We start from the raw sequence: 21,579 nt of genomic DNA on the forward strand, positions 1-21,579 counted from the left end.
TGCTGGTTCAGGGCAATCGATCATAGCAAGCGTACTCAAGGCAGATTTCGAAGGTTTATTCCAAAATCGTCGCAGAGGGAATTACCAGGAACCGGCGTGAGCAGGCACTCAAGCACCCTTTCGCGCCGACGTCACGCATTACAATAGCGGCTATGACACGTACCGTTTTGCTCGCTCTCGATACATCGACCGAATTCTGCTCGGTCGCGCTGCTGGTCGCCGGTCCGGCGGCCGACTCGGCATATCGAAACCCTCCGCACCATGTTTCCGGCGAAATCCGCGTCTGGTTCAGCCATGAAATGACCGGGCCGGTCTCCAGCACGCGTTTGCTGCCCGCTATCCGCGAACTGTTCGATGAAGCAGGTCTTAAGCTCGCCGATTGCAGCGCGATCGCCTTTGGCGCCGGGCCGGGATCGTTCACGGGCTTGCGTACGGCAACAGGCGTGGCGCAGGGGCTCGCGTTCGGTTTGAGTGTGCCGGTTGTCCCAATCGGAACCTTGCTTGCGTGCGCCGAGTTCGCGCGGCTGCATGATCCAGCGGTCACGCGTGTGCTCGCAGCACTCGACGCCCGCATGAACGAGGCGTACTGGGCCGATTTCCGCTGGGACGACGCCACGAACGAATGGGTCACGATCCAGGCGGCATCGCTGGATGTTCCTGGCGCGATTGCGGCGCCCGATGTTCCGTTCGTGCTTGCGGGCAATGCAGCCGCCGCATTCGGCGATGTTTTATCGCTCCAGCAATCGGCCGCATGCCGAGTCGACTTCGATGCGCTTCCCCATGCCTTGCCTGTCGCGCTCGCCGGCCTCCGCGCGTTTCGCGACGGCCGCACGGTCGCGCCGGACCAGGCTGCGCCGGAATATGTGCGCAACAAGGTCGCGCAAACCACGGCCGAGCGCATGGACGCGCGGGCAGCCAAAGACGCCGCCGCTCAACTGGATTCCCAGGCCGCTTCCGCCGCGGAGCCGTTACGGTGAGCGGCGTGTTGCTCGCCGATCGCTATCTGTCTCCCATGACGGAGGCCGATCTCGATGAAGTCGCCGCCATCGAAAAGATTGCGTATGAATTTCCGTGGAGCCGCGGCAATTTCCAGGATTCGCTGCGCAATGGCTACTTCGGCGTGTGTCTGCGCCACGTCACCGGCACGTTGCTCGGTTATTGCGTGCTCATGCCGGTCGTCGATGAAATGCATCTGCTGAATCTTTGCGTCGCGCCGCAAGCACAACATGCGGGCGCCGGGCTGACGCTGTTGCGCGAAGCGGTGCGCATTTCGAAGCACCAGAAGCTCGATGGCGTGCTGCTGGAAGTGCGGCCCTCGAACCCGCGCGCCATATGGCTTTACGAGCGCTTCGGATTTATGACCATCGGGCGTCGGAAGAACTATTACCCGGCGCGGCATCGTTCGCGCGAGGATGCGCTTGTCATGCGCCTGACGTTTTCAAGGGAGGCCGCCGATGGCGCTGCATAAGTCGATGCTCGACGAGTTTGGACTCGGGACTATCTGGGTGAGGCGGGGAACGCAGCCGGTCGAAACGGCTGTGGAACCCGTTGCAGTGGCGCCCGAAAGATCGACAGCCGTTCCGTTGAACCGCGCAGCGGCGGCTGAACTTGCTGAACTCGAGCGCGCCGCGCCGGGCGCGCCGCAGCGTAGCGCCAGCGAGACCTTGACCGCGCTCGATGCCGTGCTTTCCGCGGCGCAAAAGAGCCGAAACGTTGCGCGAGAAACGCGAGAAGCGCGAGAAACGCCAGAAGCGTCAGAAGCGCCGGTGGTGGCGAAGTCCGATCCGCAGGAACCGCCTGCCTTCGATGACATTCCGTGGATCGACGATCTTCCGCAACACATGCCGCCCGAACCGGAAGCCATCGATGAAACCGCGAACGACATCGCGTCCCTCGACTGGGACACGCTTGCCGCCCGCGTCTCCGTTTGCGAGCGCTGCAAGTTATGCGAGCGGCGCACGAACTCGGTTTTCGGCGTGGGCGACCGTGATGCCGACTGGATGCTGATCGGCGAAGCACCGGGCGAAAACGAGGACAAGCTAGGGGAGCCGTTCGTCGGGCAGGCGGGCAAGCTGCTCGACAGCATGTTGCATGCGGTGGCGTTATCGCGTGAAGACAATGTGTTTATCGCGAACGTGATCAAGTGCCGCCCGCCCGGCAACCGTAATCCTGAACTCGATGAAGTCGCGCGTTGCGAGCCGTATCTGAAGCGTCAGGTCGCACTGGTGAAGCCAAAGCTGATCGTCGCGCTGGGACGTTTCGCGGCGCAAAGTCTGCTGAAGACCGAGGCGAGCATTGCGTCGCTGCGCGGGCGGGTGCATGACTATGAGGGCGTGCCGGTCATCGTGACGTATCACCCCGCGTATCTGCTGCGCAGCTTGCCCGACAAAGCCAAGGCGTGGGCCGACCTGTGCCTCGCTCAGGCGACTTATCGCGAGTCGCTGAAGGTGGCGGACGGCGCGTGAGCTTCGCCGGCGCGGTTGCGCGATTCAACGATGCTGCCGTCCGGGATCTCGCGTGGCTACTGTTCTCACCTGACTTGCTGAGCGCGTCACATGCGGGCGCGCCGCTGGCGTGTCCTGTCGAAAGCGATGAGCGCGCAGCCGTTTCAGGCTGGCTCGAAGCGCTCGATGACAATCCCGAAGCGCTTCACGCGCTGGTCCGCAAACCGTCGCTGAGACGGCTCGGTCTCTATGCCGAGGCCTTGCTCGAATACTTTTTGACGCATGGACCCAGTGCACGGCTAATCGCCGCCAACGTGCCGTTGCGCGCAGCAGGGCAGACCCTCGGCGAGGTCGATTTCCTCTTGCACAACGCCCGGCGCGAACGTCTGCATTGGGAGCTTGCCGTGAAGTTCTATCTGCATATCGGCGAGGGTGCGGCCGCGTTATCCGATTATGTCGGACCCAATCTGCAGGATCGCTTCGACCTGAAGCATGACCGGCTCTTGCATCATCAACTCGGTTTGAGCGCGCGCGATGAATTCGCATCGCTCGGATTCGAAGGACCGTGGCGCGCTGAACTGTTCGTCAAGGGCAGGCTGTTTTATCGACAATGCGCCGCGCCGACGCTGCCCCCGAACTCGCCGACGATCATTTGCGCGGCTGGTGGATGACGGTATCGGAGTGGCAGGAGTCGAAAGGAGACGAGGCCTTTGCCGTTGTGCCGAGACTTGCGTGGCTGGCGGAACGGTCGTTGTCGAACGAAGAAGCCGGAACGCTGACCTTCGATGCCGGCGCGCTGACATCGCCGACCATGGTCGCAAATTACGACCGGAGCGCCGGCGATATCTGGCGCGAGCGCTCGCGTGGTTTTATCGTGCCGGATGAATGGCCCGAACGCGCGCTGCGTTATGCGCGCCTCACCACCACTTGAAGAAATGATGCACAGGCCCGACGCCGTGCCCGACTTCGAGTCGCGCGCTCTGTTCGATCGCGCCGGTCAGATAAAGCTTGGCATCGGCGGTTGCGGCGGCGAGCGAGTCGCGCTGCGGCAATAACGCGGCGATCGACGACGACAACGTGCATCCCGTCCCGTGCGTGTTTTTCACCGGCACGCGCGGACCGCCCAGCCGTAGCGAACCACTTGCCTCGATGAGCCAGTCGGGACTGTCGGGGGCGCTCAGATGGCCGCCTTTCATCAGCACGGCCTTCGCACCCATCGCCCGCAGCGCTTCGCCCTGGCGCACCATTGTTTCTTCGTCTTCCGCTGACACGTCGTTCAATAGCGCCGCCGCTTCCGGCAGGTTCGGCGTGACGATGGTGGCCAGCGGCAATAATTCATCGCGTAACGCGGCGACGGCTTCCGGTGCGAGCAACGCATGATGACTCTTGGAAATCATGACCGTGTCGAGCACGACATGCGCCGGTTGGTATCGACGCAACGCTATCGCAACCGCGCGCACCACATCGGCGTTGGCGAGCATGCCGATCTTCACGGCATCGATACGGATATCGTCGAAAACAGCGTCCAGTTGCGCCGTGACGAACGACGCATCCGGCGTGTGGATCGCCGTCACGCCGCGCGTGTTTTGCGCGGTAAGGGCGGTGATCACCGACAAACCATATGCGCCGAGCGCCGAAAACGCCTTCAGGTCGGCCTGGATACCCGCACCGCCGCCCGAGTCGGAACCGGCGATGGTGAGAACGTTGGGGATCGAATGGGTCATGATGTCCGGGAATTTTCAGCGCGCAATTGCTGCGCGGCGAGACGTGGATCGGCGGCCTTGCAGATCGCCGATACCACCGCGATTCCGCGCGGTTTTGCGCGTTTGACATGCCCGGCGTTGCTCAACTGGATGCCGCCGATAGCCACCGTCGGATGCAACGACCGCGCACACAGCGCCGCAACCCCTTCTATACCCAGCGCCGCCGATGCATCCGGCTTCGTGGGGGTGTCGAACACGGGTCCGACGCCGACGTAATCGATCATCGTGCCGAGCGGATTGGCGTCATCGACTTCGCGTTCATCCGCTACCGACAGACCGATCAACGCACGCGGTCCGAGCAGCTTCCGGGCGACCTCCGGCGGCAGATCCTTCTGCCCGATATGCACGCCATCGGCGCCGCAGGCGAGCGCGACATCGATGTGATCGTTGATGATCAGCGGCACGGCAAACTGGCGCGTGATCGGCAGCAGATCCGAGGCGAGCGCGAGCCACGCACGCTTGTGCCATTGCGGCGCGCGCAGTTGCACGATCGTGACGCCGCCTTCAAGCGCGGCTTGCGCGATGGCGAGCGAGCCCGCATGTCCGCCGCACTGCACAGGGTCGAGCACGAGATAAAGCGAGAGATCAAGGTTCATGTTCAGGCGGCCGGGATATCGCGCTGGACGAGCGTGGCGGCGAACGCGTCTTCAGCAAGCGATGCCAGCCTGTCCAGATACGCGACTGCAAAGCTGCCGGGTAACGCTGCGTCGCGGGCGGCGAGTTCGCCGGCAATGCTCGAATACGCGACGGCGGCCAGGGTCGCGGCCCAGAACTCGTCAGCTACGGCTACGCCCACGAATGCTGCCACCGTCGCCGATAACGCGCACCCGACGCCCGTCACGCGCGTCATCAAGACCGATCCGTTCGATAACGCCACAGTCCGCCGGCCATCGGTGATGTAATCGGTCGCACCCGTCACGGCCACGATCGCGCCCGTTTTCAGCGCGAGGATCTGGGCTGCATCGAGCGCACTTTCGGCCAGGGCCGTGCTGTCCACGCCGCGTCCGCTCGACGCGCCGCCCGACAGGCTGATGATCTCAGACGCGTTGCCACGAATCACGGCGGGTTGTGCATTGAGCAGATCGAGCGCGAATTCAGTGCGAAAGCTCAGCGGGCCGACCGCGACCGGATCGAGGATCCAAGGCTTGTGCGCGCCGTTGGCGGCATCGACGGCGGCGCGGATCGCACGGCTCTGCGGCAGGTCGAGCGTGCCGAGATTCACCGATACCGCGTTCGCCATCGGCGCAAACTGGCTGACTTCCTCGCGCGCGACGACCATCGCCGGCGCTGCGCCGATCGCGAGCAGCACGTTGGCCGTGAAATTCGTGACAACGAGATTCGTCAGGCAATGGACGAGCGGCGCGCGTTCGCGCACGCGGTTTGCGAACGAAAAGAGATCGGCGGCGAGCATGGAGTCTGGCGTGAAGAGAAATGGATAGCCCGATTATCGCGCGTCCGGCTTCGCTCGCGTCGTGCCGGGTTCGGCCGGGTTCAGTGGCGTGATTCGCCGATCAGCGCGACCGAATCGAACGCGCGCTGATTGGCCTGATGCCGCCGCATGACGAAGTACATCATCAGGCAGACAAAGGTGCCGAACAGCACGATCACGAATTGAATCGGTACATCGAGCCAGACGAGCACGGCATACAGGCACAACATCACGAGCACCGAAAGATTCTCGTTGAAGTTCTGCACCGCGATCGAATGCCCGGCCGAAAGCAGCACGTGTCCGCGATGTTGCAGCAGCGCGTTCATCGGCACCACGAAAAAGCCCGACAGGCCGCCGACGATCATCAGGAAGATATACGCGACGATCAGGTAACCCGGAAGGTGCATGCGACCAAAATAGATGCCCCAGTGCACCGGGAAGAGATGCTTCGAATAGAACGCGAGCAGCATCACCGCGACGCCCATCATGATGCCAACCGGCAGCACCGACAGTGACTTCTTCAGCGGCACGCGCGCCGCCGCGAGAATTGCACCCACGGCCACTCCGACCGCGATGATCGCCTGGAGAATCGCCGCCTCCGACAGTGACATGCCGAGCGACACTTCCGCCCACTTCAGCACGATGAACTGCAAGGTCGCGCCCGCGCCCCAGAACAGCGTGGTCACGGCCAAAGAGATCTGCCCGAGCTTGTCGTGCCAGAGCGCATTGAAACAATCGGCGAAGTCGGTGATGAGTTTGATCGGGCGATGTTCCTGCTTCGGATAACGTGCGCCGGTATCGGGGATCCGCAGATTGAAGATCGCGGCGACGATGTACATGAACACGATCACGAGCATGGCCGCTTCGGCGGGCGTATCGACCTTGGGAATATGTAGCGAAAGTATGTGCGACGCTATATGCGGACTGATCAGCGCACCGCCCATGACCGTGCCGAGAATGATCGACCCGACCGTCGTCCCTTCAATCCATCCGTTGGCCGCGACCAGGCGGTCGGCAGGCAGCAGCTCGGTGAGAATGCCGTACTTCGCGGGCGAGTACGCAGCCGCGCCGAAACCGACAATGCCATACGCCAGCAGCGGGTGCGCGCCGATCAGCATGGTCAGGCAGCCGACTACCTTGATGGAGTTGGTGACGAACATCACGTGACCCTTCGGCCGTGAGTCGGCGAAGGCACCTACGAAAGCAGCCAGAACTACGTATGACAGCACAAAGAACAGCTTGAGCAGCGGCGTCATCCAGTTCGGGGCGTGAAGATCTTTCAGCAGGGCGATCGCAGCGATCAGAAGGGCGTTGTCGGCCAGCGACGAGAAAAACTGCGCGGCCATGATGGTGTAAAAACCTTTTTTCATCTGATCCGATGCTAGTCCGCACTGCGGGTGATCCGCCCCGTTTCCGCACGGCGCGCTCGTCTTTCGCGTCCGGGTTCGCGCTCAGGCTCCCGTTCAGGCAATTTCTGTTTGAAATGGGTTGTGTGCACGGCTTTATAACACGAAAATAGGCGCATTCTGACTAGCAGTAACCTCCATGACAGTCCCTTGGCGCTCATGTGACATGCGTGCCGCAACATCGGCTGGCATCAGGGTGACGATAAAGTATTGATTCGAAACATGTGTTCTTTTCGAATTTCGTGCCGGGTTCGCGGTCTTAAGTTCATCGGCGAGCTGACAGGTCTTCTGTACGAAGTCTCTCGTGCAACCGCAGCGCGGCGGTTTGCCACCGCGCCAGCGCAATCGGAACACAGTCCGCTGTTACCGCGCCGACCTTGAAAATGCCCCGTCCGCGACGACGGCCAGCTTTCGCGGAATTCCCCGTTCATCCAACCGAACCTTCCATGCCGCGCCCCTTATCCGCTACTGTCCACACTGCCGCACTCGCCAGCAACCTGGCCATCGCACGGGCGCATGCGCCGAAATCCAAGATATGGGCCGTCGTCAAGGCCAATGCTTATGGCCACGGATTGGCGCGAGCGTTCCCCGGATTGCGTGCAACCGATGGTTTCGGTCTTCTTGACCTAGAGGAAGCGGTCAAGTTGCGTGAACTCGGCTGGGCCGGCCCGATTCTCCTGCTGGAAGGCTTTTTTCGTCCGACAGATATCGATGTAATCGACCGGTACAGCCTCACAACCGGCGTTCATTGCGACGAACAGTTACGCATGCTCGAAATGGCGCGCTTGTCGAAACCGGTGAATATCCAGCTGAAGATGAATACGGGCATGAACCGCCTGGGCTACGCGCCCGAGCGTTTTCGCGCCGCATGGGAACGGGCGCGGGCGGTGCAGGGCATCGGCCAGATCACGTTGATGACCCATTTCTCCGATGCCGACGGTCCTCGCGGCATCGACCATCAGATGGAAGCGTTCGAGCGCGGTGCCGAGGGCATTGCCGGCACGCGCAGCCTGGCGAATTCGGCAGCCGTGCTCTGGCACGCCGGATCGCATTTCGACTGGGTGCGCCCGGGGATCATGCTGTATGGCGCGTCGCCGTCGGGCAGGACCGAGGACGTCGCGAATATCGGCCTGAAGCCGGCCATGACGTTCGCGTCCGAACTGATCGCCGTGCAGACCGTGGCGGCAGGGCAGACGGTGGGCTATGGTTCGTCGTTTTCCGTCACTTCGCCTATGCGCATTGGCGTAGTGGCGTGCGGTTATGCGGACGGTTATCCTCGTTGCGCGCCGGAAGGCACGCCTGTCATTGTGGATGGCGTGCTCACGCGCATTGTCGGGCGCGTCTCCATGGACATGATCACGGTGGACCTGACGCCGGTGCCGACGGCCGGCATCGGAACGCATGTGGAAATGTGGGGTGCGAAGCTGCCTGTCGATGACGTTGCCGCCGCGTGCGGCACGGTCGGCTACGAGCTGATGTGCGCGGTCGCGCAACGTGTGCCGATGCGGGCTGAATAACAGCAAGTTTGTGTGTGTAACGATGAAACCCAGGAAGGCGAGTGGCGAAAGTAGCGAAGGTTAAAACGCTTTACGTATGCACGGAATGCGGCGGGCAAGCGCCGAAATGGCAGGGCCAGTGCCCGGCTTGCGGCGCGTGGAATACGCTGGTGGAGTCGGTGGCGGAGTCGCCGTCGGCGCATCGCTTCCAGGCGCTGGCGAAGACATCGCCTGTGCAGCGTTTGTCGGAAATCGAAGCGTCGGATGTGCCGCGCTTCACAACGGGTATCGGCGAGTTCGATCGCGTGCTGGGCGGCGGTCTGGTCGCGGGCGGCGTGGTGTTGATCGGGGGCGATCCGGGCATCGGCAAGTCGACGCTGTTGCTGCAATCGCTCGCGGAAATCGCGCGTGAACGGCCCGCGCTTTACATCAGTGGCGAAGAATCCGGCGCGCAGATCGCATTGCGCGCCCAACGGCTCGGCTTGCTCGGCGATTCGGGTAACGCGGCGCCCGATTTGCGCCTGCTCGCGGAAATCCAGCTTGAGCGGATCCAGGCAACCATCGATGCCGAACGGCCGGAAGTGGCGGTCATCGATTCCATTCAGACGGTTTATTCCGAAGCGCTGACTTCGGCACCCGGATCGGTTGCACAGGTGCGCGAATGCGCGGCGCAACTGACGCGGATCGCCAAGCAGACCGGGACGGCCATCATCATGGTCGGTCACGTGACGAAAGAGGGCAATCTCGCCGGACCTCGCGTGCTGGAACATATCGTCGATACCGTGCTGTACTTCGAAGGCGATACCCATTCGTCGTTCCGGCTCGTGCGCGCGTTCAAGAACCGGTTCGGCGCGGTCAACGAGCTTGGTGTATTCGCAATGACCGAGCGCGGTCTGCGTGGCGTGGCGAATCCATCGGCGCTGTTTTTATCGCAGCATGAGCAGAGCGTGCCGGGGTCCTGCGTGCTCGTCACCCAAGAGGGATCGCGGCCGCTGCTGGTGGAGGTACAAGCACTGGTCGATACCGCCCACGTGCCGAATCCGCGACGCCTTGCCGTGGGACTGGAGCAGAACCGGCTGGCATTGCTGCTGGCGGTGTTGCATCGGCATGCGGGAATTGCCTGCTTCGATCAGGACGTGTTCCTGAACGCAGTCGGCGGTGTGAAGATCACAGAACCCGCCGCCGACCTGGCCGTGCTGCTGGCCATTCAGTCATCCCTGCGCAACAAGCCGTTGCCCAAGGGCTTGATCGTGTTCGGCGAGGTGGGTCTTGCGGGCGAAATCCGGCCATCGCCGCGTGGTCAGGACCGGCTGAAGGAAGCGGCCAAGCTCGGTTTTTCGATCGCGCTGATTCCGAAGGCGAACGCGCCGAAACAGCCTATCGACGGACTGGAAGTGATCGCCGTGGACCGGATCGAAGAAGCAATCGACCGGGCGCGTGCGTTCGACTGATTTTGCGAAAGACTCGCGATCGGGATCGGGCCCTTTCGTAATGTGGCGTAAAAATCGGTGCAGTCCCTGTAACCCACGTGGCGCGTCCTTTTTCTATGCTTCTATCGCGACAAACCCCGATACGAGCGGAAAAGGACGACGCCTTGAAACACGCAAATCAAACTTCGTCAGCCCCATCATTTCATCTGCGTGGCTGCCGGGTGTCAGCACCTATCCCGCAACCGTGGGGCGGTGGCTGCAGAATCGTCGAATGGATCGATGCGGAAGGGCAGATCTCCCGCCGCGTGGTGGCGGAAAACGTGACTGAGGACGAGGTCGTGGCAACGATCCGCTGCCACGTAAAGGGCCGCAAGCACGTGCTGCACGACGACGAAGGCATGCCGAGGCAAACCTTGCCACGGCGTTAGCCTGGACTCACTCAAGTCAGCCGATCTGCTCGAGTTCTTCGTGTGCCTCGAGCCATTGCGCTTCCAGCGCTTCGAGTTTGATGTTCACGTCGGCCTGACGGCGAATCGACTCGGTCAGCTTGGATTTCATTGACGGCTCGTAGCTCGCGGCATCGGCTACGAACGCATCCAGTTGCGCCTTCTCGGCGTTCAGCTTGTCCATCTCCTTCTCGATCTTCGAAATCCGCGACTGCAGCGGTTTCTTCAAGTGCGAGAGTTTCTGGCGCTCTTGCGCTTCCAGCCTGCGCTGTTCCTTGCGGTTCTGCCCCGAATCGAGCGTGTCGTCCGCGCTGTCACTGCCGGCATCCTTGGCGGCCGCGCGCTGCTCGGCCGCGTGCTGGAGCAGCCAGTCACGATAATCGTCGAGGTCGCCGTCAAAGGGCTGAAGGCGGTGTTTTGCCACCAGCATGAACGTGTCCGTGGTCGCGCGCAGCAAGTGGCGATCGTGCGAAACCAGGATCAGCGTCCCCTCGAATTGCGCCAGCGCCATGGTCAGGGCGTGCCGTGTTTCGAGGTCGAGATGGTTCGTTGGTTCATCGAGGAGAAGCAGATTCGGCTTTTGCCAGATGATCAACGCGAGTGCCAGGCGCGCTTTTTCCCCGCCGGAGAACGGGGCGATCTTCGCGGTCGCCATCTCGCCCGAGAAATTGAATCCACCCAGGAAGTCGCGCAGTTCCTGTTCGCGGGTATCGGGCGCGAGACGGGCGACGTGCTGCAAGGCGGAGTCATCCGGACGCAGGGTTTCGAGCTGATGCTGCGCAAAATAGCCGATCCGCAAGCCCTTGCCTTCGCGCACGGTCCCGCTGAGCGCTTCCAGCGTCCCGGCGAGCGTCTTGATCAGCGTGGATTTGCCCTGGCCGTTAGCGCCCAGCAGACCGATGCGCTGGCCGTTCTGAATGGAGAGCGTGACACCTTCCACGATCGGCACGTCGCCCGCTTCCGTGTGGTACCCGCAGCGCACGCCTTCCATCACCATCATTGGATTGGGCGCGGAGTCAGGTGTGCGGAACTCGAACGTGAACGGCGAAGAAGCATGCGCGGGCGCGATGATTTCCATGCGCTCGAGCGCTTTCACTCGGCTTTGCGCCTGCTTCGCCTTGGTCGCCTGCGCCTTGAACCGATTGATGAAGCTCTGCAGATGCTCCACCGTCTTCTGCTGCTTCTCGTATGCGCTTTGCTGCAACGCCATTTGCTGCGCGCGGAGGATCTCGAACTGACTGTAGTTGCCGCCGTAGCGCTTGATCTGCCGGTTTTCCAGATGCAGCGTGACGTTGCACACCGAATCGAGGAATTCGCGATCGTGCGAAATCACGATCAGCGTCCCCGGGTATTGATGCAGCCAGTCTTCCAGCCAGATGATCGCATCGAGATCCAGGTGGTTCGTGGGTTCGTCGAGGAGCAGCAGGTCCGAGCGGCACATCAGCGCCTGCGCAAGGTTCAGGCGCATGCGCCAGCCGCCTGAGAAGCTCGTGACCGGATCCTTCGTCTGCGCGAGCGTGAAGCCCAGGCCAATCAGCAGTGTCTCGGCGCGGGCGGGCGCGGTGTAACCGTCGGCATCGGCGAACGCGGCGTGCGCTTCGCCTTCCGCGGCGCCGTCGTGAGCGGCTGAAGCCGCCGCGATCCGCGCTTCGATGCTGCGAAGCTGCGTGTCTCCGTCGAGCGTGTAATCGAGCGCGGTGCGGTCCACCGCCGGCGTATCCTGCGCGACGTGCGCGATTTGCCATGACGGTGGCATGGAAAAATCACCGCCGTCTGCGTGCAGGTCGCCGCGCAGCACGGAAAACAGCGTGGATTTGCCTGCGCCGTTTGCACCGACAAGCCCCGCCTTTTCGCCAGGATTGAGCGTGAACGTGGTCTGTTCGAAGAGCGGTTTCGTGCCGCGGGCAAGGCTGAACTGATTGAAGCGAATCACGGCGTGAGACCCAGGCGAGTACGGGAAAACGCTATTTTAGACTGCCGCTGGCGCTCGACGCGTGCTCATTCATGTCCGGTGCCTCGCTGGCCGTTCGGCCGAATGTTCTTTGCCTGGCGTTTCGCTTAGACTGGATTTTTTCAAGCGGAGACTCGAATGAACCCTATCTACTCGTTTTCGGCGGAAACCCTGGGCGGCGAGACAGCCAGTCTGGAGCAATACCAGGGCAAGGTGCTGTTGATCGTGAATACCGCGAGCGAGTGCGGATTCACCCCGCAGTACAAGGGTTTGCAGGAAATCTACGACCGGTATAAAGACCGCGGTTTCGCGGTACTGGGTTTCCCGTGCAATCAGTTCGGGAAGCAGGAACCGGGCGACGCCGCGCAGATCGGCAGCTTCTGCGAGAAGAATTACGGCGTCACGTTTCCCATGTTCGCCAAGGTCGATGTGAACGGCGCGAACGCGCATCCGCTGTTTCGGTATCTGACTGAAGAAGCACCGGGTGTGCTCGGAACCGAGGGCATCAAGTGGAACTTCACGAAGTTTCTCGTCGATAAGGAAGGCAACGTGACCAACCGGTTCGGATCGGTGACGAAGCCTGATGCTCTGTCCAGAGATATCGAAAAGCTGCTTTAAGCATGGGTACGGTCGAACACTTCGATTCGACCGCATCCTCTTTCCATGGCGACGCCCGTCCGGGCGGCGCTTTCCGAGTAACGGCAGATTGATCGGAACCCGTGCATGCGTCGGGATTCCCTCGTCACATCCGAACCATCGCGCTGGACGTGTTAAGTGCTGCTGATTGTGGAAATATGTCATACATAACAATTTCTTGAGGCTAAATTATGTATGATTTATTCCACTGACCTTGAGCGAGTTCTTCGATGAAACCCGAATCGGCGGCCGCGCCGACCATGACGAAGCTGCACGAGGCGATCGTCATCCATCTCGCGGATGCAATCCTTTCTGGCGTCCTTCCGGTCGGATCGAGCTTGCCAAACGAGAATGAACTTGCCGCCGCGCATGGTGTGAGCCGTACGGCAGCCCGGGAGGCGATGCAAAAACTGGCATCGCTCGGATTGATCGAAAGCCGGCGGCGCAAAGGCGCGACAGTTCTTCCTCGCGATAACTGGAAGCTGCTGGATGAATCCGTGCTCGACCTGGCAGTGTTGCGCGTCACCGACGCCGCGTTCTTCCAGTCTTTGGTGGAAGCGCGGCTGTTGATCGAGCCACGCGCGGCAGAGTTGGCGGCGCAACGGGCCTTGCCGGCCGATATCGCCTGTATCGAAGAGGCGTTGACCGCGATGGCGAGCGAAGCGGATGGTGCGCGCGGAGCGCTGTGGGCCGCAGGAGACGTCGCGTTTCATGCGGGCGTCATTGCGGCGGCCGGCAACTGGGTGTTCGCGCAATTGATCGGCACGGTCCGCGCGGCGCTGGGTGCAGGGATTCGCCTTACTGGAGAACACGCGCTGTCGGCGCAGGCGTCACTGGAACAGCATCGTGCTGTGTTCGAGGCAATTCGCCGGCGCGATCCTGCCGAAGCACACGCGGCCATGACGCGACTGCTGCTCACAACGCGGCGTGACTTCGACGCGCTGGAGCAAGACGGCGTGCTTTCGGGTCGGTGACCTTAAACCTCAACAAGACACATCATGCGCAAACTTCGATCGCAACAATGGTTTGGCACGCACGGGAAAGACGGTTTCATTCACCGTTCGTGGATGAAGAACCAGGGCATCCCGCACGACAATTTCGACGGACGGCCTGTCATCGGCATATGCAACACGTGGTCCGAGTTGACGCCCTGCAACGCGCATTTTCGAGAACTTGCCGAATACGTGAAGCGTGGCGTGCGCGAAGCCGGGGGATTGCCGCTCGAATTTCCCGTGATGTCGCTCGGCGAATCCAACCTTCGTCCCACGGCAATGCTGTTTCGCAACCTCGCTTCAATGGACGTCGAGGAATCGATCCGCGGCAATCCGCTCGATGGCGTGATCCTCCTCGTGGGCTGCGACAAGACCACGCCGGCGCTTCTGATGGGCGCGGCGTCCTGCAATTTGCCGGCGCTCGCAGTCTCCGGCGGACCGATGCTCAACGGCCGGTATCGCGGCAAGCCGATTGGTTCGGGAACCGGCGTATGGCAGATGTCGGAAGAGGTGCGTGCGGGCACGATGACGCAGGAGGAATTCACGGAAGCGGAGTCCTGCATGAACCGCTCGCGCGGCCATTGCATGACCATGGGCACGGCGTCCACGATGGCGTCGATGGTCGAATCGCTCGGCATGGGCCTGCCGCACAACGCGGCGATTCCTGCCGTCGATGCCCGGCGTCAGGTGCTCGCGCACATGGCGGGACGGCGAATCGTCGATATGGTCCGCGAGGACTTGACGATGGACCGGATCCTTACACGCGAAGCATTTGAAAACGCGATTCGCGTGAACGCGGCGATTGGTGGCTCGACCAACGCCGTGGTGCATTTGATTGCGCTCGCAAAGCGCATTGGTGTGCCGTTGACGCTGGAGGACTGGGAGCTCGGTTCGGATGTGCCATGCCTCGTGAACCTGCAGCCATCGGGCGAATTTCTGATGGAGGACTTCTACTATGCAGGCGGCTTGCCGGCCGTCCTGAGGGAACTGGGCGAACACGGTTTGCTGCACAAGGACGCGCTTACGGTGAACGGCAAGACGATCTGGGACAACGTCTCGAACGCCCGCAATGATGACGAGAAGGTCATCACGCGGTTCGCCGCGCCGTTCAAGCAGAAAGCGGGCATTGCCGTGCTGAAGGGAAACCTCGCACCAAACGGCGCAGTGATCAAGCCGTCGGCGGCGACGCCTCATTTGCTCAAGCATCGTGGCCGGGCGATCGTGTTCGAGAACGTGGAAGAACTGCACGCGAAAGTGGACGACGAAGCGCTCGATATCGACGAGCACTGCGTGATGGTCTTGAAGGGCGCGGGGCCGAAGGGTTATCCGGGATTTGCCGAAGTCGGCAATATGCCGCTGCCGAAAAAGGTGCTTCAAAAGGGCATCACCGACATGGTGCGCATCTCCGATGGCCGGATGAGCGGCACTGCATACGGCGCGGTCGTGCTCCATGTGTCGCCGGAAGCGGCTGCCGGAGGTCCGTTGGCGTTCGTGCGGACCGGCGACATGATCGAGCTCGATGTCAAAGCGCGGCGGCTGCACCTGGAGGTTTCGGATGAAGAACTCGAACGGCGGCGGGCGGCGTGGCGGAAACCGGCATCTCCGCTGCGTGGATACGTGAAACTTTACGTCGATCATGTGCTGCAGGCGGATCAGGGCGCGGACCTCGATTTCCTGGTCGGGGCAAGCGGCGCGCCCGTGCCGCGTGACTCGCATTGAACCACAGCCTTAAGGAGTCACGCATATGGAATTGACCCGCGCAACACTGCCTGCGAACTCGCCGGCCGGCATATGGCCGGTCCTCTACGCTTATTTCGATCACAGCAACCAGCTCGACCGCAACGCAATGCGCACTCAGATCGAGCGGACCATCGCGGCGGGCGCGCCTGGCATCGTGGTGCTGGGTCTCGCGACCGAAGTGCAGCGGTTGTCTCGTAGCGAACGCGAGCAGATCGTGGATTGGGCGCATCAGGACATCGCTTCGCGCGTGCCGCTCGCCGTGACGGTCACAGGCGAGACCCCTGAGACGCAGATCGAGTTTGGCAACTGGGCCATCGCGCATGGTGCGCAATGGCTGGTCTTGCAACCGCCGTCGGCTCGCACCCAGCCCGAGCGATTCTATTTCGACTTCTTCGCTTCGGTCATGAGCGGTTTGAACAATACCGCCGGTGCGGGTATCCAGAATGCGCCGGAGTATCTTGGCGTGGGTTTGTCGCCGGAATCGATCGCGGAACTTGCGCGGCAATGTCCGAACTTCCGGTGGTTGAAAGGCGAGGGCGCGGCGACGGTGCTGCACGCCACGATCGAATGCTTGCGCAGGTCCGGCAGCGCCATGCCTGTGTTCAACGGGCGCGGCGGACAGGAGTTGCTGGATAACCTGCGCTCCGGCTGCGCTGGAATGATCGTGGCGCCGGACAGCTTCGATCATCAGGTGAGCATTTTCCAGGCTTACGAGCGCGATCCGGCTGAGGCGCAGCAGCTTTACGAAGATGTATTGCCGGCGATCGTTTTCGTGATGCAGTCGCTCGATGCCCTAACGTGTTACGGCAAGCGCATTGCGGCATGGCGAATGGGGTTTGAGGTCAGTCACGATCGCGGTATGGCGCCTACGGCCTTCGGCCTCGATTGTGCACGGCGCTTTGCCGACAGCCTTGGGCCCTACGCGGGATAATGCCAGCCTAAAGAATGGGCGAAAAAAGCCGCGCGACATGCATGGCCATGCGCCGCAGAGGGGGCGCACCAAGGTAATCGTCGCGGCTGATTTCCCACGATTGCGCGAAGTCGTCGAGCAGCATCTTTTCGACTTCGGCGGCAAAGCTCTGGTCCACCGTCAGCACCATGATTTCGAAGTTCAGGCGGAACGAGCGGTTATCCAGGTTCGCGCTGCCGATCGCCGCCGACATGTCGTCGACCAGCACCACTTTCTGATGCAAAAAGCCCGGCCGGTAACGGAAGATCCGCACGCCGGCGAGCAACGCATCGTAGGCATACAACTTTGACGCGGCAAACACCACCCGATGATCGCGCCGGCTCGGAATCAGGATGCGCACGTCCACGCCGCGCAGCACGGCAAGGCGTAACGCGGAGAACACGGCTTCGTCGGGGATGAGATAGGGCGTCGTGATCCATATGCGCGAACGCGCCGCGTTGATGGCTTCGACAAAAAACAGCGAACACGTTTCCTGCCGGTCGGCGGGACCGCTTGCGAGCACGAGACAGCTCATGTCTTTTTCAGAGACCTTCGATGCCTCGACTTCCGGGATGCGCTGCGTCGCCCAATACCAGTCTTCAATGAACACGAACTGGATGCTCGCGACCGCCGGCCCGCGCACTTCAATGTGTGTATCGCGCCATGGCGACAAGCGCGGATTGCCGCCCAGATATTCCACGCCAACGTTGTGCCCGCCGACAAACGCGCGTTCGCCGTCCACCACGACGATCTTTCGATGATTGCGAAAGTTGATCTGAAAGCGATTGACGAATTTCCGCTTGGTCGCGAACGGATGCGTCTGCACGCCGCCGGCGCGAAGCGCGTTCACGTAGCGATGCGGCAAATCGAAACTGCCGATGCTGTCGTACAGGAAATAAACCCGCACGCCTTCTTGTGCTTTCCTGATCAACAGGTCTTTCAGCTTCAGCCCGAGTTCATCGGCGCGAACGATGAAAAACTGCACGATCACATAAGTCTTTGCTTTTTCAATGGCTTCGAAAATTGCATCGAAAGTCGTGGTGCCGTTGATCAGCACGCGTACCGAATTGCCGCGCAAGAACGGCATTCCGCTCAGACGCGTGAGCGCGCGAATAGTCGGGTGTCCAAGATATTCGGCGGGATCGCCGGGCGCCACGCCGCGAAGGCGGGCGGCTTCATCGGGGAAATTCCATTCGGTCGGATGCGCGCTTTTGCGCAGGATTTCGTTCTCGAGGCGCCTTGCGTCGATATACCCCGCGAACTTGCTGCGCCCAAGGAACAGATACGGGATGAGCGTGAAGTACGGCATGGCGACGAGCGACACTGCCCACGCAACCGCGCCCTGTGACGTGCGCGTGTTGAGCACCGCATGGCACGCGGCCATCACGCCGAGCAAGTGGGCGATGATGACAAACGTGCCTAGATGCAGCCAGTCCTGCCATTCAATATGCATGTGCGCGGTCGGCCCGTGAGCGTGCTCTAGTGGTGCTGGAGTCCTGCGGTGGACATCAGGCCGGCAGGTCGGCGGCCTGGATGAGGAACACGTTGTCGTCGCCGGCACTGGTCGAAAGCCAGACCATGTCCAGTCCGCCGAGCGTCGCTTCCACGTTCGCACGTTCGTTGCCGATCTCGATCACGAGCACGCCGTCCTCGGTCAGCCATTTGCGCGCTTCGCCAATGATCCGCTTCACGATATCCATGCCGTCCGCGCCGCCGGCAAGCGCCAGTTCAGGCTCATGACGGTACTCGGCCGGCAACGACTGCATGGCGAGCGCGTTGACGTAGGGCGGGTTCGTGATGATGACCTCATAACGGCCGCCGGGCAGCGGCGCGAACAAGTCGCCTTCGTACAGGGCGATGCGCGAATCCAGGTCGTAGTCGTCCACGTTCTGGTGCGCGACTTCCAGCGCTGGCGCGGAGATGTCGACGGCATCGATATCCGCATTCTGGAACGCCTGCGCCGCGAGAATCGCGAGACAGCCCGAGCCGGTGCAGAGTTCGAGCACGCGCGAGACTTCGTCGGGGTCCTGCACGTACGGCTGCAAGCCGTCCTGCAACAATTCGCCAATGAACGACCGCGGCACGATCACGCGTTCGTCGACGTAAAAACGATGCCCGTGCATCCACGCCTCGTTCGTGATGTACGCCGCGGGCACGCGATCTTTCGCGCGCCGCTCGATCACTTTCATGATGGCGTCGATTTCGGTGTCGAGCAGACGGGCGTCGAGAAACGGGTCGAGCGTGTCGAGCGGCAAGTGCAAGGTGTGCAGGACGAGGTACGCGGCTTCATCGAATGCATTCGATGAACCGTGCCCGAACGACAGCTTTGCCTCGGTGAATCGCGAGACGGCAAAGCGCAGCAGATCGCGTACGGTGGTGAAGGGAAGCGCCATCGCAGGCTCCTTTAAAGAGTGGTTTGGATCAGGCGAGCAAGGTTTCGAGCACGCGCCGGTACACGTTTTTCAACGGATCGATGAACGCGATCTCGACATGCTCGTCGATCTTGTGAATGCTTCCGTTGGGCGGTCCGAATTCGACGACTTGCTCGCAGATCTGCGCGATAAAGCGGCCGTCCGACGTGCCGCCGGTGGTCGAGAGTTCGGTGCGAACGCCGGTTTCATCGAGAATGGCCTGCTCCAGCGCGCCCGACAACGTGCCGCGCGGCGTGAGGAACGGCAGGCCGCTGACGCTCCATGCGAGGTCGTAGTTGAGCGCGTGTTGGTCGAGGATCGCGTGGACGCGGCTTTGCAAGCCTTCCACCGTGCTCGCCGTGGAGAAGCGGAAATTGAACATCAACTCGATGTGACCCGGGATCACGTTGGTCGCGCCCGTGCCGCCATGCAGGTTGGAGACCTGCCACGTGGTCGGCGGGAAATATTCGTTGCCGTCGTCCCAATGCGTCTGGACGAGTTCGGCCAACGCCGGTGCAAGCAAATGGATCGGGTTCTTCGCGAGATGCGGATACGCAATGTGACCCTGCACGCCTTTCACGACCAACTTGCCGGACATCGAGCCGCGGCGGCCATTCTTGACCATGTCGCCAAGCGTGGCGCTGGATGTCGGCTCGCCGACGATGCAGTAATCCAGCCGCTCGCCGCGTGCTTTCAGCGCTTCGATCACCTTCACGGTGCCGTCGGTCGCGGGACCTTCTTCGTCGCTCGTGATCAGGAATGCGATCGAGCCGCGATGCGCGGGATGCGCCGCGACAAACTCCTCGCTCGACACCACGAACGCCGCGATCGACGTTTTCATGTCTGCCGCGCCGCGGCCGTACAGTTTGCCGTCGCGGTGTGTCGGCTCGAACGGCGGCGATGTCCATTGCTCAAGCGGCCCGGTCGGCACCACGTCCGTGTGGCCGGCGAACGCAAGCAGCTTGCCGTCAGTGCCATCCGTGCCGCGTTTGACGGCCCACAGGTTCGTGACGCCGCCCGACTCGATGGTCTCGCATTCGAAACCAACCGCCGACAAACGCTCGATCAGCACGTTCTGGCAGTGTTGATCGTCCGGCGTGACGGACGGACGCGCGATGAGTTGTTCGGAAAGAAGAAGGGTGCCGGACATGGTTTCGAGCCACTTTCAATAAAAATGCCGGCGCGGCGGCCGGCATGGATGATTATTCACGCAGGATTCACGCGCGCTACGATGGCGCGCGATGCTGCATGCAAAGCCGAAACTTCAAACAAACAGCGTTTGGTACTTTTCGGCGTCGAACCCGAGCGACTTCACGCGGCCGTTCACGACCAGCACGGGCCGCTTGATGATCGACGGCTTGTGGATCATCAATGCAATCGCGCCGGCGGTCGATCCGGCTTCGTCCTTGTACGTATCCGACAAGCCGCGCCATGTCGTGCCGCGACGGTTGATCAGTTCGTCGAGCGTGACGTCCTTCAACCAGTCCTGCAACAACGCCGTCGATACACCGGCCTTCTTGAAGTCGTGGAATTCGAACGGCACGTCATGTTCTTCCAGCCACACGCGCGCTTTTTTCACGGTGTCGCAATTCGGAATCCCATACACGACGATCTTTTTCGCGGCCATGGATCAATCGCCTCGCAGCAACTCGTTCAGACCAACCTTGGCGCGCGTCTTCGCATCGACCTTCTTCACGATCACCGCGCAGTACAGGCTGTGCGAACCGTCCTTTGAAGGCAGATTGCCCGCAACGACCACCGAACCTGCCGGAATGCGGCCGTACGTCACCGAACCGGTTTCGCGGTCATAGATCTTCGTGCTCTGGCCGAGATACACGCCCATGGAAATGACCGAATTTTCTTCGACGATCACGCCTTCCACCACTTCCGAACGCGCGCCGATAAAGCAGTTGTCTTCGATGATCACGGGGTTTGCCTGCAGCGGTTCCAGCACGCCGCCAATCCCCACGCCGCCCGACAAGTGCACATTCTTGCCGATCTGCGCGCATGAACCGACCGTGGCCCAGGTATCGACCATCGTGCCTTCATCCACATACGCGCCAATGTTCGTGTATGACGGCATCAGCACCACGTTCTTCGCGATGAACGAACCGCGGCGCGCAATGGCAGGCGGGACGACGCGAAAACCGCCCGCTGCGAAATCTTCAGCGGTGTAGTTGGCGAATTTCGACGGCACCTTGTCATAGAACTGGCTGTAACCGCCGGCGGGCATCGGCGCATTGTCTTCGAGACGGAACGACAGCAGCACCGCTTTCTTCAGCCATTGATTGACCAACCATTCGCCGTTCTGCTTTTCGGCGACGCGCAGTGCGCCTTTGTCGAGTTGCTCGATTGCGTGAGCGACGGCGTCGCGTACCTCGGCGGGCGCCGCTTTCGGCGACAGCTCGGCGCGGTTTTCCCAGGCGGTATCGATGATCTGCTGAAGTTGTTGCGACATGGTCGTGACTTAAAGTGAGTGCTGAGAT

Annotated in this window: 20 protein-coding genes and 1 pseudogene; 11 read left to right on the forward strand and 10 right to left on the reverse strand. The window is 61.7% G+C overall.

Annotated elements, in window-relative coordinates:
- The first annotated feature begins 152 nt into the window (after positions 1–152).
- The 4 genes and pseudogenes from tsaB (at position 153) to AX768_RS05605 (ending at position 3,375) form a co-directional block, all read left to right on the forward strand.
- Positions 153–977, forward strand: coding sequence for a tRNA (adenosine(37)-N6)-threonylcarbamoyltransferase complex dimerization subunit type 1 TsaB (tsaB, locus tag AX768_RS05590; RefSeq protein WP_061999126.1), 825 nt, complete (start codon positions 153–155; stop codon positions 975–977).
- Positions 974–1,468 carry a ribosomal protein S18-alanine N-acetyltransferase gene (rimI, locus tag AX768_RS05595; RefSeq protein WP_061999127.1) on the forward strand — a complete coding sequence of 165 codons (495 nt, stop codon included), beginning with the start codon at positions 974–976 and terminating at the stop codon, positions 1,466–1,468. Before tsaB ends, rimI begins: the two co-directional genes overlap by 4 nt.
- A complete protein-coding gene (locus AX768_RS05600; RefSeq protein WP_061999128.1) occupies positions 1,455–2,465 on the forward strand; it encodes a uracil-DNA glycosylase in 1,011 nt (336 codons plus the stop codon). The genes rimI and AX768_RS05600 overlap by 14 nt, the downstream gene beginning before the upstream one ends.
- A pseudogene (locus AX768_RS05605) lies at positions 2,462–3,375 on the forward strand (DUF1853 family protein). The gene AX768_RS05600 and the pseudogene AX768_RS05605 overlap by 4 nt, the downstream one beginning before the upstream one ends.
- Here AX768_RS05605 and thiD read toward each other — a convergent pair.
- The 4 genes from thiD to lplT all read right to left on the reverse strand — a co-directional run bounded on the left by thiD (position 3,362) and on the right by lplT (position 7,006).
- Positions 3,362–4,168: a bifunctional hydroxymethylpyrimidine kinase/phosphomethylpyrimidine kinase gene (gene thiD / locus AX768_RS05610; protein WP_061999129.1), complete on the reverse strand. Its 807-nt coding sequence runs from the start codon at positions 4,166–4,168 to the stop codon at positions 3,362–3,364. The pseudogene AX768_RS05605 and the gene thiD sit on opposite strands and share 14 nt — an antisense overlap.
- Complete coding sequence (gene thiE / locus AX768_RS05615) at positions 4,165–4,803, reverse strand: thiamine phosphate synthase (protein ID WP_061999130.1); 639 nt, start codon at positions 4,801–4,803, stop codon at positions 4,165–4,167. The genes thiD and thiE overlap by 4 nt, the downstream gene beginning before the upstream one ends.
- A 2-nt stretch (positions 4,804–4,805) precedes the next feature.
- Positions 4,806–5,618, reverse strand: a complete 813-nt coding sequence (thiM, locus tag AX768_RS05620) for a hydroxyethylthiazole kinase (protein ID WP_061999131.1) — start codon at positions 5,616–5,618, stop codon at positions 4,806–4,808.
- Positions 5,619–5,698: 80 nt separating this feature from the next.
- Positions 5,699–7,006 (reverse strand): lysophospholipid transporter LplT, encoded by a 1,308-nt coding sequence (gene lplT / locus AX768_RS05625; RefSeq protein WP_061999132.1) that lies wholly within the window; start codon positions 7,004–7,006, stop codon positions 5,699–5,701.
- Positions 7,007–7,488: 482 nt separating this feature from the next.
- Between lplT and alr the strand changes: the two genes are divergently transcribed.
- From alr to AX768_RS05640, 3 genes are all read left to right on the forward strand, one after another.
- Positions 7,489–8,559, forward strand: coding sequence for an alanine racemase (alr, locus tag AX768_RS05630; RefSeq protein WP_061999133.1), 1,071 nt, complete (start codon positions 7,489–7,491; stop codon positions 8,557–8,559).
- 41 nt (positions 8,560–8,600) lie between these two features.
- Positions 8,601–9,989 (forward strand): DNA repair protein RadA, encoded by a 1,389-nt coding sequence (gene radA / locus AX768_RS05635; protein ID WP_061999134.1) that lies wholly within the window; start codon positions 8,601–8,603, stop codon positions 9,987–9,989.
- Positions 9,990–10,084: 95 nt separating this feature from the next.
- Positions 10,085–10,396, forward strand: coding sequence for a DUF2866 domain-containing protein (locus AX768_RS05640; protein ID WP_372237100.1), 312 nt, complete (start codon positions 10,085–10,087; stop codon positions 10,394–10,396).
- Between the two features lie 16 nt (positions 10,397–10,412).
- Here the strand turns inward: AX768_RS05640 and AX768_RS05645 are convergent, their stop codons facing one another.
- Positions 10,413–12,347, reverse strand: a complete 1,935-nt coding sequence (locus AX768_RS05645; RefSeq protein ID WP_061999135.1) for an ATP-binding cassette domain-containing protein — start codon at positions 12,345–12,347, stop codon at positions 10,413–10,415.
- Between the two features lie 156 nt (positions 12,348–12,503).
- Between AX768_RS05645 and AX768_RS05650 the strand changes: the two genes are divergently transcribed.
- The 4 genes from AX768_RS05650 to AX768_RS05665 all read left to right on the forward strand — a co-directional run bounded on the left by AX768_RS05650 (position 12,504) and on the right by AX768_RS05665 (position 16,664).
- Positions 12,504–12,983, forward strand: a complete 480-nt coding sequence (locus tag AX768_RS05650) for a glutathione peroxidase (protein ID WP_061999136.1) — start codon at positions 12,504–12,506, stop codon at positions 12,981–12,983.
- A 248-nt stretch (positions 12,984–13,231) separates the two neighbouring features.
- Entirely contained in the window at positions 13,232–13,975 is a 744-nt protein-coding gene (locus AX768_RS05655) for a FadR/GntR family transcriptional regulator (RefSeq protein WP_061999137.1), read from the forward strand.
- 24 nt (positions 13,976–13,999) lie between these two features.
- Complete coding sequence (locus tag AX768_RS05660) at positions 14,000–15,712, forward strand: IlvD/Edd family dehydratase (protein WP_061999138.1); 1,713 nt, start codon at positions 14,000–14,002, stop codon at positions 15,710–15,712.
- A gap of 25 nt (positions 15,713–15,737) precedes the next feature.
- Positions 15,738–16,664, forward strand: a complete 927-nt coding sequence (locus tag AX768_RS05665; protein WP_231941329.1) for a dihydrodipicolinate synthase family protein — start codon at positions 15,738–15,740, stop codon at positions 16,662–16,664.
- Positions 16,665–16,671: 7 nt separating this feature from the next.
- Here the strand turns inward: AX768_RS05665 and cls are convergent, their stop codons facing one another.
- From cls to dapD, 5 genes are all read right to left on the reverse strand, one after another.
- Positions 16,672–18,135 carry a cardiolipin synthase gene (gene cls, locus AX768_RS05670; RefSeq protein WP_172811924.1) on the reverse strand — a complete coding sequence of 488 codons (1,464 nt, stop codon included), beginning with the start codon at positions 18,133–18,135 and terminating at the stop codon, positions 16,672–16,674.
- Between the two features lie 55 nt (positions 18,136–18,190).
- A complete protein-coding gene (gene prmB, locus AX768_RS05675) occupies positions 18,191–19,075 on the reverse strand; it encodes a 50S ribosomal protein L3 N(5)-glutamine methyltransferase (RefSeq protein WP_061999139.1) in 885 nt (294 codons plus the stop codon).
- 28 nt (positions 19,076–19,103) lie between these two features.
- A complete protein-coding gene (gene dapE, locus AX768_RS05680; RefSeq protein WP_061999140.1) occupies positions 19,104–20,243 on the reverse strand; it encodes a succinyl-diaminopimelate desuccinylase in 1,140 nt (379 codons plus the stop codon).
- A gap of 114 nt (positions 20,244–20,357) precedes the next feature.
- Positions 20,358–20,720, reverse strand: a complete 363-nt coding sequence (locus AX768_RS05685; RefSeq protein ID WP_061999141.1) for an ArsC family reductase — start codon at positions 20,718–20,720, stop codon at positions 20,358–20,360.
- Positions 20,721–20,723: 3 nt separating this feature from the next.
- A complete protein-coding gene (gene dapD / locus AX768_RS05690; RefSeq protein ID WP_061999142.1) occupies positions 20,724–21,551 on the reverse strand; it encodes a 2,3,4,5-tetrahydropyridine-2,6-dicarboxylate N-succinyltransferase in 828 nt (275 codons plus the stop codon).
- Positions 21,552–21,579 lie beyond the last annotated feature (28 nt).

This window comes from Burkholderia sp. PAMC 28687, from assembly GCF_001577465.1.
Classification (GTDB): Bacteria; Pseudomonadota; Gammaproteobacteria; order Burkholderiales; family Burkholderiaceae; genus Caballeronia.

Coding starts and splice junctions, on each gene's coding strand:
- tsaB (WP_061999126.1), top strand. CDS start 153: ATGACACGTACCGTTTTGCTCGCTCTCGATACATCGACCGAATTCTGC.
- AX768_RS05600 (WP_061999128.1), top strand. CDS start 1,455: ATGGCGCTGCATAAGTCGATGCTCGACGAGTTTGGACTCGGGACTATC.
- thiD (WP_061999129.1), bottom strand. CDS start 4,168: ATGACCCATTCGATCCCCAACGTTCTCACCATCGCCGGTTCCGACTCG.
- thiE (WP_061999130.1), bottom strand. CDS start 4,803: ATGAACCTTGATCTCTCGCTTTATCTCGTGCTCGACCCTGTGCAGTGC.
- thiM (WP_061999131.1), bottom strand. CDS start 5,618: ATGCTCGCCGCCGATCTCTTTTCGTTCGCAAACCGCGTGCGCGAACGC.
- lplT (WP_061999132.1), bottom strand. CDS start 7,006: ATGAAAAAAGGTTTTTACACCATCATGGCCGCGCAGTTTTTCTCGTCG.
- alr (WP_061999133.1), top strand. CDS start 7,489: ATGCCGCGCCCCTTATCCGCTACTGTCCACACTGCCGCACTCGCCAGC.
- AX768_RS05640 (WP_372237100.1), top strand. CDS start 10,085: ATGCTTCTATCGCGACAAACCCCGATACGAGCGGAAAAGGACGACGCC.
- AX768_RS05650 (WP_061999136.1), top strand. CDS start 12,504: ATGAACCCTATCTACTCGTTTTCGGCGGAAACCCTGGGCGGCGAGACA.
- AX768_RS05655 (WP_061999137.1), top strand. CDS start 13,232: ATGAAACCCGAATCGGCGGCCGCGCCGACCATGACGAAGCTGCACGAG.
- AX768_RS05660 (WP_061999138.1), top strand. CDS start 14,000: ATGCGCAAACTTCGATCGCAACAATGGTTTGGCACGCACGGGAAAGAC.
- AX768_RS05665 (WP_231941329.1), top strand. CDS start 15,738: ATGGAATTGACCCGCGCAACACTGCCTGCGAACTCGCCGGCCGGCATA.
- cls (WP_172811924.1), bottom strand. CDS start 18,135: ATGCATATTGAATGGCAGGACTGGCTGCATCTAGGCACGTTTGTCATC.
- prmB (WP_061999139.1), bottom strand. CDS start 19,075: ATGGCGCTTCCCTTCACCACCGTACGCGATCTGCTGCGCTTTGCCGTC.
- dapE (WP_061999140.1), bottom strand. CDS start 20,243: ATGTCCGGCACCCTTCTTCTTTCCGAACAACTCATCGCGCGTCCGTCC.
- AX768_RS05685 (WP_061999141.1), bottom strand. CDS start 20,720: ATGGCCGCGAAAAAGATCGTCGTGTATGGGATTCCGAATTGCGACACC.
- dapD (WP_061999142.1), bottom strand. CDS start 21,551: ATGTCGCAACAACTTCAGCAGATCATCGATACCGCCTGGGAAAACCGC.